Consider the following 14,809-nt stretch of genomic DNA (forward strand, 5'->3'; position numbering starts at 1 on the left):
GGCAGGGACTGCCCGGTGAGCTTGGTAAACAATCGTGGCTAGTAAAAGTGCGGTCTTCCCAAGAAGCTCCCACTTCAATTTGCGAAGCAAATAAGTGGCGAGTAGTTCACTGATTCGATTTCGACAGAAGATCCTGAATTAATGAGTCGAATCGAAAAGCTGAATGAAGAGACGAACGCATATTTGGAAAGCATAGACGTCGTATTGCAACCTGCATTACGAAATGAAAATGAATCTGCTTACCGACAATATGGAATAGAATTACGACCAATTCGACTTGCGCTTGTTGAGACAGCGAAAGAAGTTATGGATCAGTTGAATGTGGATGCGGGAACGGCCAGTGATACGATGCGGTCTGATCGAGAGCGTGCTGTGTTTATCTTTTGGGGTCTTGTCATTCTGGGAGCTGCGCTTTCAATTGGATTAGGCGTCTACATCACGCGCCTTGTGGTTGGTCCGGTGAAAGAATTGAACGTATTGATGAGTCGTGCCGGTGAAGGGGATTTGACAGTCAATAGCACATACACATCACGCGATGAAATCGGGGCGCTCGCACAGTCATTCAATCAGATGAAAGAAAGTTTACGAGAGTTGATTGGTGGAGTGACTTCGACTGCTGGGCGTGTGGCGACTTCATCGGACGATTTGAAAAATAACGTAGAAGAAACGACAAAAGCGACAGAGATGGTAGCTGTGACGATGGAAGAAATCGCTTCGGGTTCACTCCATCAGTTGAAACGGGTCAAGTCTTCAAATGGTACCCTTTCAGAATTGACGAATGGCATTCACCAAGTCTCTGATCGTGCTCAACAGATGACTGTATTATCGGAAGGGGCATTGGACAAAGTACAATCAGGGAATGAGCTAATCGAAACGCTTGAACATCAGCTTGAAGCGATGAATGAAAAAGTGAAGACGTTGCAACAAGTCATTGAGCAGCTTAATACTCGTTCTCAAGAGATTGGTACAATCAGTGGGACCATTTCAGGAATTGCAGAGCAAACGAACTTACTTGCATTAAATGCAGCAATCGAGGCAGCGCGCGCAGGAGATCAGGGACGTGGGTTTGCAGTCGTTGCTGCAGAAGTACGAAAACTGGCAGAAGAATCAGCCGATGCGACCAAACAAATTTCCTCTTTAATTCATCATACACAGACAGAAACAAAGCATGCCGTAGAGACGATGCATGTCGTAGAAGGTGATATGGGACAGAGTGTGACGAACGTGCGGCAGACAGGTGTTGCGTTTGATGAAATTAAAGTAGCCATTGAAGAAGTCGGGCAACAAATAGAAAAAGTGTCCAGTGCTGTACAAGAAATGGCGGCGGGAGCGACAGAAGTGTTGAACTCCGTGAATGAGATTCAAGGAATTACTGAATCGACTGCTACAGAAACGGAGAACACATCAGCAGCTACTGAAGAACAGATGGCATCAATGGAAGAAATTACGGCAGCCGCTCAAGAATTATCGAATATGGCGGATGAGATGCGAGAGATGACGAATCGATTTACTGTGTAAATGAAAGAGGCGGGGACATAACTAACCGGTTTTAAAAATTTTTGATAAAAAGAGGGGTCCGGTCACCGATTTTCGGTGGCTGGACCCCTTCTTTCCTGTTTAGTCCGAAATGCACGAACCCATAAAAATGACAAGAGGTCCCGTGAGCGAACAAGTCGCTCATGGGGCCTCTTTCTTATAAATTTACTGGGTTATGTCCCAGCCTCTTTTATTATTTCGTTGTCCTTCGTAGTGCTGAATCCATTCCTCGACAGTCATCTTCTCGACGAGTTCTCCGACCAAGTCAAACGGGATTCGCTGCACGTTATTGAAACGGATACAGCTTTTCCCTATATCAAGTTTCGTCGGGACACGACTCGCATACTCCCGTTCGAACCAAGCGAGTAATTCAGGGTCGGCGTAAATGCCCATGTGATACAGTCCGACATGGCGCTTTTGCGCGATTACACTGATAAACGGTAGTGGCGTCCCCGGTGTGACATGATACCCGGACGGATATCGATCGAGTGGAACGACGTAATGGACACCATGTCCGTCCGTCGTTTTTTCAAATCCGCCAGGTAAATGATCATCGATGACCTCGAGCAGATGAATAAATGAATCGAGCCGTGCCTCGTCGACGAGTGCTGTCACATCCATCATGATTCGCCTCCTCGTAAGATCTTCTCCATTTTCTTTCTTTTTGCCAATTCATCGATGAGTTTGTCCAAATAACGGATCTCACGCATGAGCGGTTCTTCGACGTTCTCGACACGAACCCCACAGACGACGCCTTTGATGAGGGCGCGGTCTTCGTTGAGACGAGGTGCTGAAGCGAAAAATGTATCAAAATCGACTTGATTGGCTATCTGACGTTCGAGTCCGGTCTCATCGTAACCGGTCAACCATTCGATGATGGTGTCGACTTCTTCCTTCGTCCGTCCTTTGCGTTCGGCTTTGGCGACGTAGAGTGGATAAACGCTCGCGAAACTCGTCGTATAGATTCGGTGACCCATCTTTCATTCATCTCCTTCTTAGCGAAAATTCTTACTTCCATTCTCTCACAAATTACGATACGCTTATATAAAGTATTTTGTTGCGTTTGCAACAAAAAAGTAGAGGTGTCTCATAATGCATGACCATTTACGAGAGATCGGGATGATTGCGCGTGCCCTCGATTCAATCAGCAACATTGAATTTAAGGCACTCGGTTTAGAAAAAGGGAAGTACTTGTACGTCGTTAGGATTTTTGAACACCCAGGTATCATTCAAGAGCGGCTGGCAGAGTTGATTAAGGTAGACAGGACGACCGCCGCACGTGCCATCAAGAAACTGGAGCAAGAGGGATGGATTGAGAGACGGTCAGATTTAGAGAACCAGAAAATCAAACGGTTATACGTGACGCAGAAGGGCGAGACATTGTACCCGCTCATCATTCGGGAACATGAATATTCTACATCGGTCGCGTTATCAGGACTCGATGAGCAAGAAAGTGAAGAGTTGTTACGCCTTTTGAAAAAAGTACGAAGCAATGTGGAAACAGATTGGACCGAGGTGAAGAAAGGCAAGCATCGAGAATATTGAGAGGAGCGAGGCCACATGATTGAAATCTCGAAAGCGACGGACGTAGAAGCCTTACGTCACATTAGCATCCAGACGTTTACGGAGACGTTCGCACGTCACAACACAGAAGAGCATTTGAACGCTTACTTAGAAAAAGCTTACGCGACTGAGCAGTTGAAGCAAGAGTTGGCACACCCTGACTCTCATTTCTACTTTGCGCACGTAGATGGCGAGTTGGCAGGGTATTTGAAAGTGAACGTACGCGACGCTCAATCCGAACCGATGGGCACCGATGCGATTGAAATAGAACGAATCTACGTACTAGAAGCGTTTCAAGGTCACGGGGTGGGGAAAGCATTATTCACTCAGGCAAGCGAATTGGCGAAGAAGTTGCATAAACGGAAGATGTGGCTGGGCGTATGGGAACACAATGAAAAAGCGATTCAATTCTATCGGCGCAATGGGTTCGAACAGACGGGCGTGCACACCTTTTTCATGGGAGAGGATGCACAAAACGACCTCATTTTCACGAGGTCATTCACGGACTAGAGCTATTCTGGCAAGTTGTTCAAATTCGGATAGACGGTATCCGGTTCCACATCGAACGCTTCAAACGGTAGGTCGTTCCGATTGATCCAGGCGGCATGAAAGCCAAAGTTTTTGTCCCATCCGTTCGACGATAGGAAGAGCACCTCGTCACGACGAAGACCGGACGTCTTGAACCAGTGTATGTAGGCGGCAGGCGTCGGTTTCGGTTGTTTGATGCCGCCGAAGCTGACGACCTCATCGAAATAATCGGTGAGACCGGCGTTGCGAAGCAGTGCCTCAAGCATCTCGTCCGTCCCGTTCGAGAGGATGACGGTCTTCACGTCATGCAACTCCTTTAGGACCGACGCGACCTCTTCATACGGGGTGAGGTACGCATACGATGCGATCAGACGTTGTTCAATTTCCTCCGTCGATGTTGCGTCATGCACGGCTAATGCGTAACGGAGTGCGTCCCGGGTCACTGTATCGAAATCTTCGTAACGTCCCATCATGTGGCGCCAAAAGAAATACTCGAGTTGTTTCGTCCGCCATATTTGGCTGATGGCAGCTCCTTTTTCAGGGAACACAGGCATCCTTCACCGAATGGACGTCGAATAATGTGCCATATACGTCAAAGACGATGGCTTTGATGGTTGAGTTTATAAAAACATTCCTCCTTCTGTGTCGTTATACCGGTCTTGTTCAGAATATAATAGGAGAAAGGAGTCCGGCATGTATATTCCAAATCAATATTCCGTCAAAGAGCGATCAGAAATTTACGCGTTTCTCCATGCCCATCCATTCGGTACAATCGTGACGCATGACGGGGACAAACCGATTGCGACACATGTCCCGTTACGATTCGATGAGGCGAACGGTCAACTGACGACTCATGTCGCAAAAGCGAATCCTCAGTGGCGAACAATTGAAGTTCAAACCGTTCTCGTCATCTTTCAAGGGCCAGACGCTTACGTGTCAGCGTCATGGTATGGTCATGAGGACGTCTCGACATGGAACTATCAAGCCGTACACGTATATGGACGTGCGACGATTCTCAATGAAAACGAGTTGGTTGAGGAACTAGCCGGATTACTTCACGAGCATGAAGGCGAGCGTGAGCATGCGGTGCGTTGGGATGCATTATCCGAACCGGTGAAGCGACAAATGAACGGCGTCGTCGGGTTTCGGATCGACATCACCGATATGCAGGCGACGTTCAAGTTAAGCCAAAACCGAAACGACGTGGACCATGAACGGATCGTATCGGAGCTTGAAAAACAAGATGAACCGATCGCAGACGTGATGCGACGGCATCGCAAGTCCTAAGCAACCTGTCCTGAAAAGGCAGGTTTTTTCATATTTCTTTCCTGAGTAGCGGTTGACATGGCTTAGGAGCAGGTCTATACTCATAACTGATAATGATTATCAGTAACGGTAAAATACAGAGAAGTTCGAAAAGGGGAAAATCACGTGAACAACACATTCAAGAAATGGTTACATATGTTCATCTTTGTATCGGCATTTGCACTCATCTTAGCCGGTTGTGGTTCGGAAGAATCTGAGAACGCTTCCACGAACGAAGGGACGCAAGAATCGGCAGAAGGTTACCCGATCACAATCGAGCACACATTCGGTGAAACGGTCATCGAAGAGAAGCCGGAACGGGTCGCAACAATTTCATGGGGGAACCATGACGTCGCCCTTGCCCTCGATGTCGTACCGGTCGGATTCTCAGCTGCGAACTACGGTGTACAAGATGATAGCGGGATGCTTCCATGGACAGCAGAGAAGTTGACAGCGCTTGGCGAAGAGAACCCGAACATCTATCAAGATACGGACGGATTAGACTTTGAAGCAATCGCAGATTCAAATCCCGATGTCATCTTGGCCGCCTACTCAGGCATCACGCAAGAAGACTATGACACGCTTAGCCAAATCGCACCGGTCGTGGCATATCAAGAAACACCTTGGGTCACCTCATGGCAAGACATGGTTCGTTATGACTCACTCGCAATGGGACTTGGTGAAGAAGGCGAACAGTTAATCAAAGACACGGAGCAGTTGATTACTGACAAAGCGACAGCCGTTCCTGAGATTGCTGGAAAGAAAGCCGCTTTCGTCTCGATGAGCGCAGAAGATCTTTCAAAATTCTATATCTATACAACAGGTGATCCTCGTGGTGCCTTCATCGAAGAACTCGGCATGGAGTACCCACAAAACATTGTCGACGAAGCTGAAAAAGCAAATAGCTTCTATCTCGAGCTCAGCAAAGAGAACGCCGACATTTTGAACGATGTCGACATCTTCGTCACATACGGAAATGAAGACACGTTAAAGGCGCTTCAAGCAGACCCGCTCTACAGTAAAGTACCAGCCATTGAACGCGGATCGGTCGTATTGATTGAAGACAATACGCCACTCGCAGCGGCTGGAACACCGACGCCACTCTCGATTGAATATACGATTGATGAGTACGTTTCACGCGTATCGGATGCACTTGCGAAAGTAAAATGATGCAAAATCAGGTGAAACAGATGCATACCCCGAAGTACTTCCCGCTCCTGTTAGTTGGGACGCTCGTACTGACGGTGCTATGCATCGTGGCATCCCTTGCCTTCGGCTCTCGAACAGTCGGGTGGAATGAACTGCTGGACGGTTTATTCCGTCCGGCTGTTCAGTCGTATGAGGCAGACATTGTCCGGGAGCGGGTCGTCCGGACAATTTTCAGTTTTATGTGTGGCGCAGCACTCGGTGTGGCGGGTGCACTCATGCAGTCGGTGACGCGTAACCCAATCGCTGACCCGAGTATTCTTGGGGTCAACACGGGAGCAGCGCTCGCCGTCGTCATTGGCATCGCATTCTTCAACATCGCGACGGCGAGTGCGTTCATCTGGTTTGCGCTCGTCGGGGCGCTATTGACGGCCATTTTCGTTTTCGGCATCGGTTCACTCGGAAGGGGAGGGGCGACCCCGCTCAAACTCGTCTTGGCGGGAGCGGCGACAAGTGCAGCATTATCGTCGCTCGTCATGGCTCTTATGATTCCACGCTCAAACGTCATGGACCAGTTCCGCTTTTGGCAAGTAGGGAGTGTCGGTGCGGGAAATCTGGATTCGATTTATACATTTTTACCGTTTCTTCTAATCGGTCTCGTGATTGCGGTAGTGACCGCACCTTCCTTGAACGCACTTGCGCTCGGGGAGGAGATGGCGAAGAGTCTTGGTGTTCGGACGGGGACATTGAAGTTGACCGCCTCGTTCGCAGGCGTGATTCTGTGTGGGGCTGCGACTGCACTCGCTGGACCGATTGGGTTTATCGGACTTCTCGCCCCACATTTGATTCGACTCGTGCTCGGTCCTGACCAACGCTACCTCATGCCGATGTCTGCCTTAGCAGGTGCCATCATCTTGACCTTCTCGGATGTCATCGGACGTTTGCTCGGAAGTCCAGGTGAACTTGAGGTCGGGATTGTGACGGCGTTCATCGGGGCACCGATCTTGATTCTATTGACAATGAAAGTGAAAGTAAGAGGACTATGATGCAACCAGCGATTGAACAAATCAGACAAGGTCGCATGAAGCGACGCCGTCGTTATGTCGGGATGACGATTCTTTTGACCATCATAGCGGTAGCATTGAGCGGGTTGATGCTCATGTTGGGCAATACGATTTATCCGGTTCAGGATGTCATCCGCGTCTTGCTCGGGGAAGACGTAAAAGGGGCGACGTTCGCCATTGAAGTATTGCGTCTACCACGTATGCTCGCTGGTGTCTTTGCCGGTGCAGCATTTGGTGCCGCGGGAACGATTTTCCAAACGATGCTTCGAAATCCGCTTGCCAATCCAAATGTCATCGGGATCACAACGGGGTCCAGTGCGGCGGCTGTCTTCTGTATCGTCGTCCTACAATCGAGTGAAGCGATAATCTCGATCGCTTCGATTATCGGAGGGCTCGTCACCGTGCTGGTCATCTATTTCCTATCCAAAGGGGCGGCTTTCTCCATCGGTCGTTTGGTGTTAGTTGGAATTGGGATTCAAGCGATGTTAACAGCCGTCATCAATTATCTATTGCTCATCAGCCGACAAAACGATGTCGCGATGGCGATGCGGTGGTTGACAGGAAGTTTAAATGGGGCGAAACTTGAAGAGTTGCCACCTTTAATCATCACGGTACTTATCTGTTTACCGATTGTACTGTTACTCACTCGTCAGCTTGAAATGCTCGAGCTCGGAGAAATGGCGGCGACAGGGCTTGGAATCAACACGAACCAGACCAGACTTCTGCTCATTGTGGCAGCAGTATTCATGCTCGCCCTTGCAACAGCGACAACGGGACCGATTGCGTTTATTGCCTTCTTGGCAGGGCCGATTGCCAAACGGCTCGTCGGAACGAGCCACGCGGGAATCTTGCCGGCAGCGCTTGTCGGAATCATTTTAGTACTAGCGGCCGACCTTGTCGGACAATTCGCCTTCACGGCACGCTATCCGGTCGGTGTCATCACCGGCATCATCGGCGCGCCTTATCTCTTATACTTGTTGATTCGGATGAACCAGAAAGGGGACTTCTAAATGGCATCCATTATGAAAGTGGAACATCTCACCTCGGGATACGAGGACAAGATGATTTTGAACGATATCAGCCTTGAAATTCCGAGCAATCAAATCAGCATCATCATCGGTGCGAACGGTTGCGGGAAGTCGACGCTCCTGAAGACGATGGCACGCCTCATCAAACCGAGTGCCGGTCAAGTGACGCTTTACGATAAGCCGATTTCGAAAATGGCACCGAAAAAGCTAGCGCGTGTCCTTGGGATGTTGCCACAGTCCCCGGTCGTACCGGAAGGGATTACGGTCGCCGATCTTGTCGGTCGTGGTCGTTACCCTCATCAATCATTCTTAAAGGGCTGGACGAAAGCCGATTACGAAGCTGTCGCCGAGGCGATGGAGATGATGAACATCACGGAGTTCGCGGATCATCCCATCGACGAGTTGTCAGGCGGGCAGCGCCAACGCGTCTGGATTGCGATGGCACTGGCTCAACAGACGGACGTGCTCTTTTTAGATGAACCGACGACGTATCTTGATATCACGTATCAGGTCGAGATTCTCGACTTGTTGACGGACTTGAACCGGAAGTATGGGACGACGATTGTCATGGTCCTTCACGATATTAACTTGTCGGCGCGTTATGCGGACTACATCTTCGCGCTCGACAAAGGAAAGTTGATCGCCGAAGGAAAGCCGTCGGACGTCATCACGTGTGATTTGATCCATCATGTGTTCAACCTTCGCTGTTCAGTCATGTGTGACCCGGTATCCGGTTCACCTTCCGTTATTCCGATTGGGCGTCATCATGTGCAGACGGAAACGGAAGAGGCGGCTGTCGCGCAGCTTGAATTGGTGTGACCACGTATAGAGAGTCAAGAAGGGGCGAGCGCTCCTTCTTTTTTTGTTTATCCATGAAAGCGTTTGTAAAAAGTCATTGACTTCTCTTTGAGGCGGGTGTATGCTATAAATCCTGCCCAAAATGAGAGGCACGGGGACTGGCATCAGTTCATTCGATATTCGAGAGGAATGACTTAAGATGAACCAACAACAATTAGTCGAGCGCGCACGCCAATTGAAAGACAATGCGTATTCACCATATTCGAAGTTCCGCGTCGGTGCGGCACTTCTCATGAAAGACGGTACGGTCATCGACGGCGTCAACGTCGAGAACGTCTCGTTCGGAGCAACGAACTGTGCGGAGCGTACGGCCATCTTCACAGCGGTCGCTCAAGGATACAAAAAAGGTGACTTCGAAGCGGTTGCCGTGTCTGGGGACACGGAAGACTTCTTGCCACCATGTAGCATCTGCCGCCAAGTCATGGTCGAGTTCGGCGATCCTGACTTCAAAATACTCCTCACAAACGGCAACGCCGATGTGAAAGAAGTGACGCTTGGAGAGCTCGTCCCGCTCGCGTTCACTGATTTGGATATGTGATGTTGAACCCCCTCAGATTCCTGAGGGGTTTTCTTATCCAAAAAAGCGAAAAAATAATCGCGGAATGGCCTGTACAACATAAAGGAGCAGTTCTGAAAAATCGAGGGCTGCAATCCCATACGACCATCCTTCTTCCTCGCGGGAAGTGACTACTTTTCCACGCACAGGTCGTAATCGACCTTTCCATTGAATCGGGAGGGCGGTCGCGCTGTCCACATCCGGGTGATTCATGACACGCATATGCAAGCGTGGCTCAGGTGTAATTCCGGAACGCCCACAGCGCCCAATCAACTGTTTGGTTTTGACCGTATCTCCCACATTCACGGCAATGGAACCATTCTCAAGATGGGCGAGAAGGCAATATTCATCGTTCGCATGTTGAATGATGACGTGATTACCGAATGGATGATCAGCATCTAGTTCGTCTGACAACCCATCCACGACTTGATGAATCGTCCCGTGTAATGGAGCAATCACTCGTTCTCCAAACGCATACGAGCCATCCATCCCGATTTTTCTACGATTGTAAGGTTGTTGCTCTTGTGTTTTCAAAAAGTCATAGCCATCACGCTTTTTTCGGGTTGGATCATGATGATAAGTTCCGAGGGTTGTGCCTTCTGAGACGACGAACCACTGCTCTTTGAATGGAAGGTGGTATTTGTTTTTCGTGAAAGGATTGGTCTCTTTTGAAGAGGATGTGACCGTCATCTGAATGGATTCAACCTGATTCACGCGATTGAATTGAACGGACAATAACTTTTCTTTTCGGAAATCCGACCACAATACATACCGATTCCCGTTCAACATCATCTCATTGAGCAGACGATAGCGCCGAATTCCATGATGAAACGAAGACGCTTCGTGATGAAACATGGCCATGGAACAATGAGATTTGCAAGAATCGGTCATTTGATGATAAATGTCATCGAACTGACCGTCTTTGAATAAGAGAATGAACTGTTTGTTCTCGTGATGCATGTACATACCGCCTTTGTTGATGATTGATTGATCTTTTATACGGATGTAGAAACATAGATGTTTCGTCATTCATAAAAAATCATAATATAGTGGACATAAATGAGGAGTGATGTGAATGTCTACGATTGCATACCGCAAAGCGCAAAAAAAGTTGAACCACTTGCTTTATCAAGTATGTAAAAATGACGAGACGATTTTCATCTCGAAAGAAGGCGGGAAGAATGCTGTTATCATTTCTGAACGAGAATATAATAGCTTGTTAGAAACCATTTACCTGACGAGCAGTCCAAAAAATGCTGAGCGTCTATTTGAATCCCTAAGGCAGCTTGAATAGCATTAGTCTAATGTTGAAACATATGATTTTGCATTAACAAACACCCAGTGAATCGTTGAATTCACTGGGTGTTTGTTGTTTCATGTCTTCGACCGGCACGGATGATAAAGCGATACTCTTCACTCTTGAAATACGTTTCGGTGAACTCAAAGCGATTGCCATCCATGAGAAACGAATAGAGTTCGACTTTGAGTATCGGTGTTCGATCGCTCACCTCGAGCATTTCAGCAATTTCTTTCGTCGGCAAGACCGGGATAAATTCCTGAACACTGTCTGCAATCTTCAGGTTTTTGACATTTTCAATGTAATCATACTTCGACCGTGTCATTACCTCATACGTTAAATCGGGAAATAATTGGAGTGGAAGATACGTATCTTCGACGATGAGCGGTTCTCCGTTCGCAAAGCGTAACCGGCGAATATAGTAGACAAGAGCGTCTTCATCAAGCTCGAGTATTTCCTTTATTTTTTCAGTCGGAGGTTGAACGGTGAAAGTAAGTACTTTACTCGTGACGTCCTTTCCTTCCCGTTTCATGTCTTCAGTGAAACTTTTTAATTCGTACATATTATGTTCAATCTTTTCGGATTGTACATATGTGCCGCTCCCTTGTCGTTTCCAAAGCAATCCTTCTTCTTGAAGTAGTTTGACGGCTTGTCGAACGGTGACTCGACTCGCTTTAAATTTCTCGACGAGTTGTGCTTCTGTCGGAATTGCTTCACCGGGCGCCCAATCGCCGGTCTCGATAAACGTGCGCATCTCCTGAGCAATCCGCTGGTATAGCGGAGATTTAGCTTTCATGTAGATAACCTCCTGATTGTATGCGTTCCTTACTCATAGTATACAAAAATAAAACGTTTTAAAAAAGGTGTTGACTGTTCAGATAATATGTATTAAATTTGTATTGTAATCAATTAGATATGTATTGAAAGGGGAACGCACACATGAAAACACTACAGCGTCTCGTAGTCGTCGGTGGAGGTAGTACGTACACAATCGGCATGATCATGAGTTTGATTAAGGAAAAAGAACACTTCCCACTTCGTTCTATCACGTTTTACGATACAGATGAATTACGTCAAGAACGTGTCGCGAAAGCGAGTGAAATCATCTTGCGTGAGCATTATCCAGAACTCGAGTCGTTCGAATATACGACGGACAAAGAATATGCTTTTAAAGATAAAGATTTCTTCTTCGTCCAAATTCGGACAGGTGGTTTGGAAATGCGCGAAAAAGATGAGCAGATTCCGCTTCGACATGGCGTGGTGGGACAAGAGACGTGTGGACCGGGCGGAATGTCATACGGGATGCGCTCAATCGGAGATATGATTGAACTCGTCTCTGACATTCGCACCGGCTCACCGAATGGCTGGATCTTAAACTATACAAACCCGGCTGCAATTGTCGCCGAGGCGCTCAAACGTGCATACCCGGACGATCAAAAAATATTAAACATTTGCGACATGCCAGCAGCAATCATGGTGAGCTATGCGAAGATTCTCGGTAAAGAGATTTGGGATCTCGTTCCGGAATATTTCGGACTCAACCACTTTGGTTGGTTCACAGGTATCTTCGATAAAGAAGGAAATGAATTGACTGAAGATATCAAACGCGCCATTTTAGAAGACGGTTTCATCCCGGAAGATTCGGAGATTGCGAATGACCCATCTTGGATCAAGACGTTCAAACAAGTAGAGAAGATGCTGACGGATTTCCCGGAGTACTTACCGAACACGTACCTTCAATATTATTTATATCCATCTGACATGGCAGAAAAAGAAGATGTCACGAACACGCGGGCACGGCAAGTAATCAACGGACGTCAAGAACGTGTCTTCTCGATGTGCGATCAGATTATTCAAGATGACTCGCTCGAAAATGTTCACCTTGAGGTCGATATCCACGGCTGCTATATGATTCGGGTCGCTGCTTCGCTAGCCTATAATAACGGTGATATTTTCATCGTCATGGTGAAAAATGAAGGGATTATTTCGAACCTGCCGGACGATGCGATGGTTGAAGTGCCTGCGATGCTTACCAATCGTGGACCGAAACCATTCGCAGTCGGAAAGATTCCTCGTTTTTACAAAGGAATGATTGAAGGACAGCTTGCTTACGATCAACTTGTCGTCGACGCATACTTCGAAAACAGTTATGAGAAGGCACTTCAGGCGTTGACACTAAATCGTACAGTCATCGATGCACCAATAGCTCGTCGAATCTTAGATGATTTGATTGAGGAAAACAGAACGTACTGGCCGGAATTAAAATCGGGCGAGACAGTAGCAATACGGTAACTAGAGAGGGGAGGCAATCCCCTTTCTCATTGTTCAGATTGATAACGCTTACAAGATGAGGAGTGAATCGAATGAGTCAATAGTTTGGAGTTTTTCAAAAGTTTGGAAAGGCGCTCATGGTACCGGTCGCTTTATTACCGGCTGCCGGAATTTTGCTAGGACTAGGTGCGGCACTCACGGGACCATTAGCCGAAAGCTGGACGTTTTTACAGAATGGAACAGTAGAAGCGATCAGTGCTGGAATGTTACAAATTGGTCTTAGTATTTTTGCGAACTTACCAATCATTTTTGCAATCGGGGTCGCAGTTGGTTTGTCAGGAGGATCAGGGATTGCCGCACTCGCAGCACTCGTCGGATATGTCATTATGAATACGACAATTTCAATCTCCCTCGGCATCACGGCAGAAATGGCTGCCGAGAGTGGAGAATATGGCATGTTACTCGGTATTCCTTCCCTTGAAACCGGTATACTCGGAGGGATTGCGGTCGGGTTGCTCGCAGTATGGGTGTATAAAAAAGTTCCATACGTTCAATCCACCAGAAGTGTTGGGATTCTTTGCAGGTGATCGTTCTGTCGGAATTGTAATGGTCTTCTTCTCGATTTTACTTGGATTTGTCATGATGCTCATCTGGCCGCCAATCCAATCGACACTCACTTCAATGGCAAACGTCATCGCGAGTGATGCGACCAATCCTGCATATGTTGGGTTATATGGAATGTTGGAACGATTATTGATTCCGACAGGATTACACCACATTTGGTATGCCCCGTTCCTCTGGACATCTCTCGGTGGAACGGCAACGGTCGGTGATGCGGTCGTGAACGGTGATCAGTATATTTTCCTCGCTCAAATCGCGGAAGGTGTCGAAGTGACGGCGGGACGTTTCATGTCTGGTAAGTTCCCAATCATTATGTTCGGTTTACTCGGGGCGGCGCTTGCGATGTATCGTCAGGCTGACCCAGACAAACGTCCTGTCGTTCGAGGCTTATTGATTGCAGCAGCCGGTACAGCTTTTCTAACAGGAATCACAGAACCGATTGAATTCACTTTCTTATTCGTGGCACCTATCCTTTATGTCATCCATAGTGTGTTGAAGGGGATTTCCTTTGCGCTCATGTATGCGCTCGACACACATATCGGTTGGGCTGGAGGATCAGGGTTGATTGACTATATTTTAGTGAACGTCTTACCAGGAACACCACGCTGGTGGATGAATGTCGTCGTCGGCATTGGTTTCTTCATCGTTTACTATAGTATCTTTACTTTCGCTATCAAGAAGTGGAATTTGGCAACACCAGGGCGTGGCGGACAAGAAGCGAAACTGTTTACGCGTAAAGACTACAATGATAAAAAGTCAGGTCAATCAGTGATTCAAACGACAGCACTTGCGATTGAAGAGGCACTTGGGGGACGAGAGAACATCCGTGATATCGATGCATGCTTCACACGACTTCGTGTTGAAGTAAGTGATGTTTCTCAAATCAATGAGGATGAACTAAAAGCACTCGGAGCAGCTGGAGTCGTCAAAGTGAAAAATAACATTCAAGCGATTTTTGGAGGTCGCTCTGATTTATACAAAAACGAATTGCTACGTATTCATAAGGAAATGGATGAAGCAAATTGAAATCGGGCTC

At 47.6% G+C, this 14,809-nt stretch carries 18 protein-coding genes; 13 read left to right on the top strand and 5 right to left on the bottom strand.

The window, feature by feature from the left end; all coding sequences use genetic code 11:
* Positions 1-141: 141 nt before the first annotated feature.
* Complete coding sequence (locus tag KNO70_RS01705) at positions 142-1,518, top strand: methyl-accepting chemotaxis protein (RefSeq protein ID WP_251030056.1); 1,377 nt, start codon at positions 142-144, stop codon at positions 1,516-1,518.
* A 183-nt stretch (positions 1,519-1,701) separates the two neighbouring features.
* Here the strand turns inward: KNO70_RS01705 and KNO70_RS01710 are convergent, their stop codons facing one another.
* Both KNO70_RS01710 and KNO70_RS01715 read right to left on the bottom strand, forming a co-directional pair.
* A complete protein-coding gene (locus KNO70_RS01710) occupies positions 1,702-2,160 on the bottom strand; it encodes a DUF1801 domain-containing protein (RefSeq protein WP_214687513.1) in 459 nt (152 codons plus the stop codon).
* Positions 2,157-2,513: a DUF2200 domain-containing protein gene (locus KNO70_RS01715; RefSeq protein ID WP_214810947.1), complete on the bottom strand. Its 357-nt coding sequence runs from the start codon at positions 2,511-2,513 to the stop codon at positions 2,157-2,159. The genes KNO70_RS01710 and KNO70_RS01715 overlap by 4 nt, the downstream gene beginning before the upstream one ends.
* A 115-nt stretch (positions 2,514-2,628) precedes the next feature.
* Between KNO70_RS01715 and KNO70_RS01720 the strand changes: the two genes are divergently transcribed.
* Both KNO70_RS01720 and KNO70_RS01725 read left to right on the top strand, forming a co-directional pair.
* On the top strand, positions 2,629-3,081 hold the full coding sequence (locus KNO70_RS01720; RefSeq protein WP_214687512.1) for a MarR family winged helix-turn-helix transcriptional regulator: 453 nt from the start codon (positions 2,629-2,631) through the stop codon (positions 3,079-3,081).
* A gap of 15 nt (positions 3,082-3,096) precedes the next feature.
* Entirely contained in the window at positions 3,097-3,609 is a 513-nt protein-coding gene (locus KNO70_RS01725; protein WP_214687510.1) for a GNAT family N-acetyltransferase, read from the top strand.
* A 2-nt stretch (positions 3,610-3,611) separates the two neighbouring features.
* Here KNO70_RS01725 and KNO70_RS01730 read toward each other — a convergent pair whose 3' ends face one another.
* Entirely contained in the window at positions 3,612-4,175 is a 564-nt protein-coding gene (locus KNO70_RS01730; protein ID WP_353047646.1) for a haloacid dehalogenase type II, read from the bottom strand.
* Between the two features lie 145 nt (positions 4,176-4,320).
* Between KNO70_RS01730 and KNO70_RS01735 the strand changes: the two genes are divergently transcribed.
* The 6 genes from KNO70_RS01735 to KNO70_RS01760 all read left to right on the top strand — a co-directional run bounded on the left by KNO70_RS01735 (position 4,321) and on the right by KNO70_RS01760 (position 9,566).
* Positions 4,321-4,914 carry an FMN-binding negative transcriptional regulator gene (locus KNO70_RS01735; protein WP_214810949.1) on the top strand — a complete coding sequence of 198 codons (594 nt, stop codon included), beginning with the start codon at positions 4,321-4,323 and terminating at the stop codon, positions 4,912-4,914.
* A 144-nt stretch (positions 4,915-5,058) separates the two neighbouring features.
* Positions 5,059-6,102 (top strand): iron-siderophore ABC transporter substrate-binding protein, encoded by a 1,044-nt coding sequence (locus KNO70_RS01740; RefSeq protein WP_371816075.1) that lies wholly within the window; start codon positions 5,059-5,061, stop codon positions 6,100-6,102.
* A 20-nt stretch (positions 6,103-6,122) separates the two neighbouring features.
* Positions 6,123-7,124: a FecCD family ABC transporter permease gene (locus KNO70_RS01745; RefSeq protein ID WP_168169872.1), complete on the top strand. Its 1,002-nt coding sequence runs from the start codon at positions 6,123-6,125 to the stop codon at positions 7,122-7,124.
* Positions 7,121-8,152, top strand: coding sequence for a FecCD family ABC transporter permease (locus KNO70_RS01750; protein ID WP_214686190.1), 1,032 nt, complete (start codon positions 7,121-7,123; stop codon positions 8,150-8,152). The genes KNO70_RS01745 and KNO70_RS01750 overlap by 4 nt, the downstream gene beginning before the upstream one ends.
* The gene (locus KNO70_RS01755) at positions 8,153-8,989 is read left to right on the top strand and encodes an ABC transporter ATP-binding protein (RefSeq protein ID WP_214810951.1); all 837 of its coding nucleotides are present in this window, start codon (positions 8,153-8,155) and stop codon (positions 8,987-8,989) included. It abuts the gene before it with no gap.
* A 178-nt stretch (positions 8,990-9,167) separates the two neighbouring features.
* Entirely contained in the window at positions 9,168-9,566 is a 399-nt protein-coding gene (locus KNO70_RS01760; protein ID WP_214810953.1) for a cytidine deaminase, read from the top strand.
* Positions 9,567-9,599: 33 nt separating this feature from the next.
* Here the strand turns inward: KNO70_RS01760 and KNO70_RS01765 are convergent, their stop codons facing one another.
* Complete coding sequence (locus KNO70_RS01765; protein WP_214730257.1) at positions 9,600-10,544, bottom strand: M23 family metallopeptidase; 945 nt, start codon at positions 10,542-10,544, stop codon at positions 9,600-9,602.
* A 115-nt stretch (positions 10,545-10,659) separates the two neighbouring features.
* On the opposite strand from KNO70_RS01765, the gene KNO70_RS01770 reads away from it, so the two are divergent.
* Positions 10,660-10,878, top strand: a complete 219-nt coding sequence (locus tag KNO70_RS01770; protein ID WP_214730258.1) for a type II toxin-antitoxin system Phd/YefM family antitoxin — start codon at positions 10,660-10,662, stop codon at positions 10,876-10,878.
* 61 nt (positions 10,879-10,939) lie between these two features.
* Here KNO70_RS01770 and KNO70_RS01775 read toward each other — a convergent pair whose 3' ends face one another.
* On the bottom strand, positions 10,940-11,677 hold the full coding sequence (locus KNO70_RS01775) for a GntR family transcriptional regulator (RefSeq protein WP_214687499.1): 738 nt from the start codon (positions 11,675-11,677) through the stop codon (positions 10,940-10,942).
* 143 nt (positions 11,678-11,820) lie between these two features.
* Here KNO70_RS01775 and KNO70_RS01780 point away from each other — a divergent pair, with 143 nt between their 5' ends.
* The 3 genes from KNO70_RS01780 (at position 11,821) to KNO70_RS01785 (ending at position 14,799) form a co-directional block, all read left to right on the top strand.
* Entirely contained in the window at positions 11,821-13,173 is a 1,353-nt protein-coding gene (locus KNO70_RS01780) for a 6-phospho-alpha-glucosidase (protein WP_214810954.1), read from the top strand.
* 116 nt (positions 13,174-13,289) lie between these two features.
* The gene (locus tag KNO70_RS16070; RefSeq protein WP_251025503.1) at positions 13,290-13,739 is read left to right on the top strand and encodes a PTS transporter subunit EIIC; all 450 of its coding nucleotides are present in this window, start codon (positions 13,290-13,292) and stop codon (positions 13,737-13,739) included.
* Positions 13,720-14,799: a PTS transporter subunit EIIC gene (locus KNO70_RS01785; RefSeq protein ID WP_251030057.1), complete on the top strand. Its 1,080-nt coding sequence runs from the start codon at positions 13,720-13,722 to the stop codon at positions 14,797-14,799. The genes KNO70_RS16070 and KNO70_RS01785 overlap by 20 nt, the downstream gene beginning before the upstream one ends.
* The last annotated feature ends 10 nt before the right edge of the window (positions 14,800-14,809 follow it).

It is taken from the genome of Exiguobacterium sp. s181, from assembly GCF_018617125.1.
GTDB classification, from domain to species: Bacteria; Bacillota; Bacilli; order Exiguobacteriales; family Exiguobacteriaceae; genus Exiguobacterium; species Exiguobacterium profundum.

Coding starts and splice junctions, on each gene's coding strand:
- KNO70_RS01710 (WP_214687513.1), bottom strand. CDS start 2,160: ATGATGGATGTGACAGCACTCGTCGACGAGGCACGGCTCGATTCATTT.
- KNO70_RS01715 (WP_214810947.1), bottom strand. CDS start 2,513: ATGGGTCACCGAATCTATACGACGAGTTTCGCGAGCGTTTATCCACTC.
- KNO70_RS01765 (WP_214730257.1), bottom strand. CDS start 10,544: ATGCATCACGAGAACAAACAGTTCATTCTCTTATTCAAAGACGGTCAG.
- KNO70_RS01760 (WP_214810953.1), top strand. CDS start 9,168: ATGAACCAACAACAATTAGTCGAGCGCGCACGCCAATTGAAAGACAAT.
- KNO70_RS01755 (WP_214810951.1), top strand. CDS start 8,153: ATGGCATCCATTATGAAAGTGGAACATCTCACCTCGGGATACGAGGAC.
- KNO70_RS01780 (WP_214810954.1), top strand. CDS start 11,821: ATGAAAACACTACAGCGTCTCGTAGTCGTCGGTGGAGGTAGTACGTAC.
- KNO70_RS01735 (WP_214810949.1), top strand. CDS start 4,321: ATGTATATTCCAAATCAATATTCCGTCAAAGAGCGATCAGAAATTTAC.
- KNO70_RS01750 (WP_214686190.1), top strand. CDS start 7,121: ATGATGCAACCAGCGATTGAACAAATCAGACAAGGTCGCATGAAGCGA.
- KNO70_RS01770 (WP_214730258.1), top strand. CDS start 10,660: ATGTCTACGATTGCATACCGCAAAGCGCAAAAAAAGTTGAACCACTTG.
- KNO70_RS01705 (WP_251030056.1), top strand. CDS start 142: ATGAGTCGAATCGAAAAGCTGAATGAAGAGACGAACGCATATTTGGAA.
- KNO70_RS16070 (WP_251025503.1), top strand. CDS start 13,290: ATGGTACCGGTCGCTTTATTACCGGCTGCCGGAATTTTGCTAGGACTA.
- KNO70_RS01725 (WP_214687510.1), top strand. CDS start 3,097: ATGATTGAAATCTCGAAAGCGACGGACGTAGAAGCCTTACGTCACATT.
- KNO70_RS01775 (WP_214687499.1), bottom strand. CDS start 11,677: ATGAAAGCTAAATCTCCGCTATACCAGCGGATTGCTCAGGAGATGCGC.
- KNO70_RS01720 (WP_214687512.1), top strand. CDS start 2,629: ATGCATGACCATTTACGAGAGATCGGGATGATTGCGCGTGCCCTCGAT.
- KNO70_RS01745 (WP_168169872.1), top strand. CDS start 6,123: ATGCATACCCCGAAGTACTTCCCGCTCCTGTTAGTTGGGACGCTCGTA.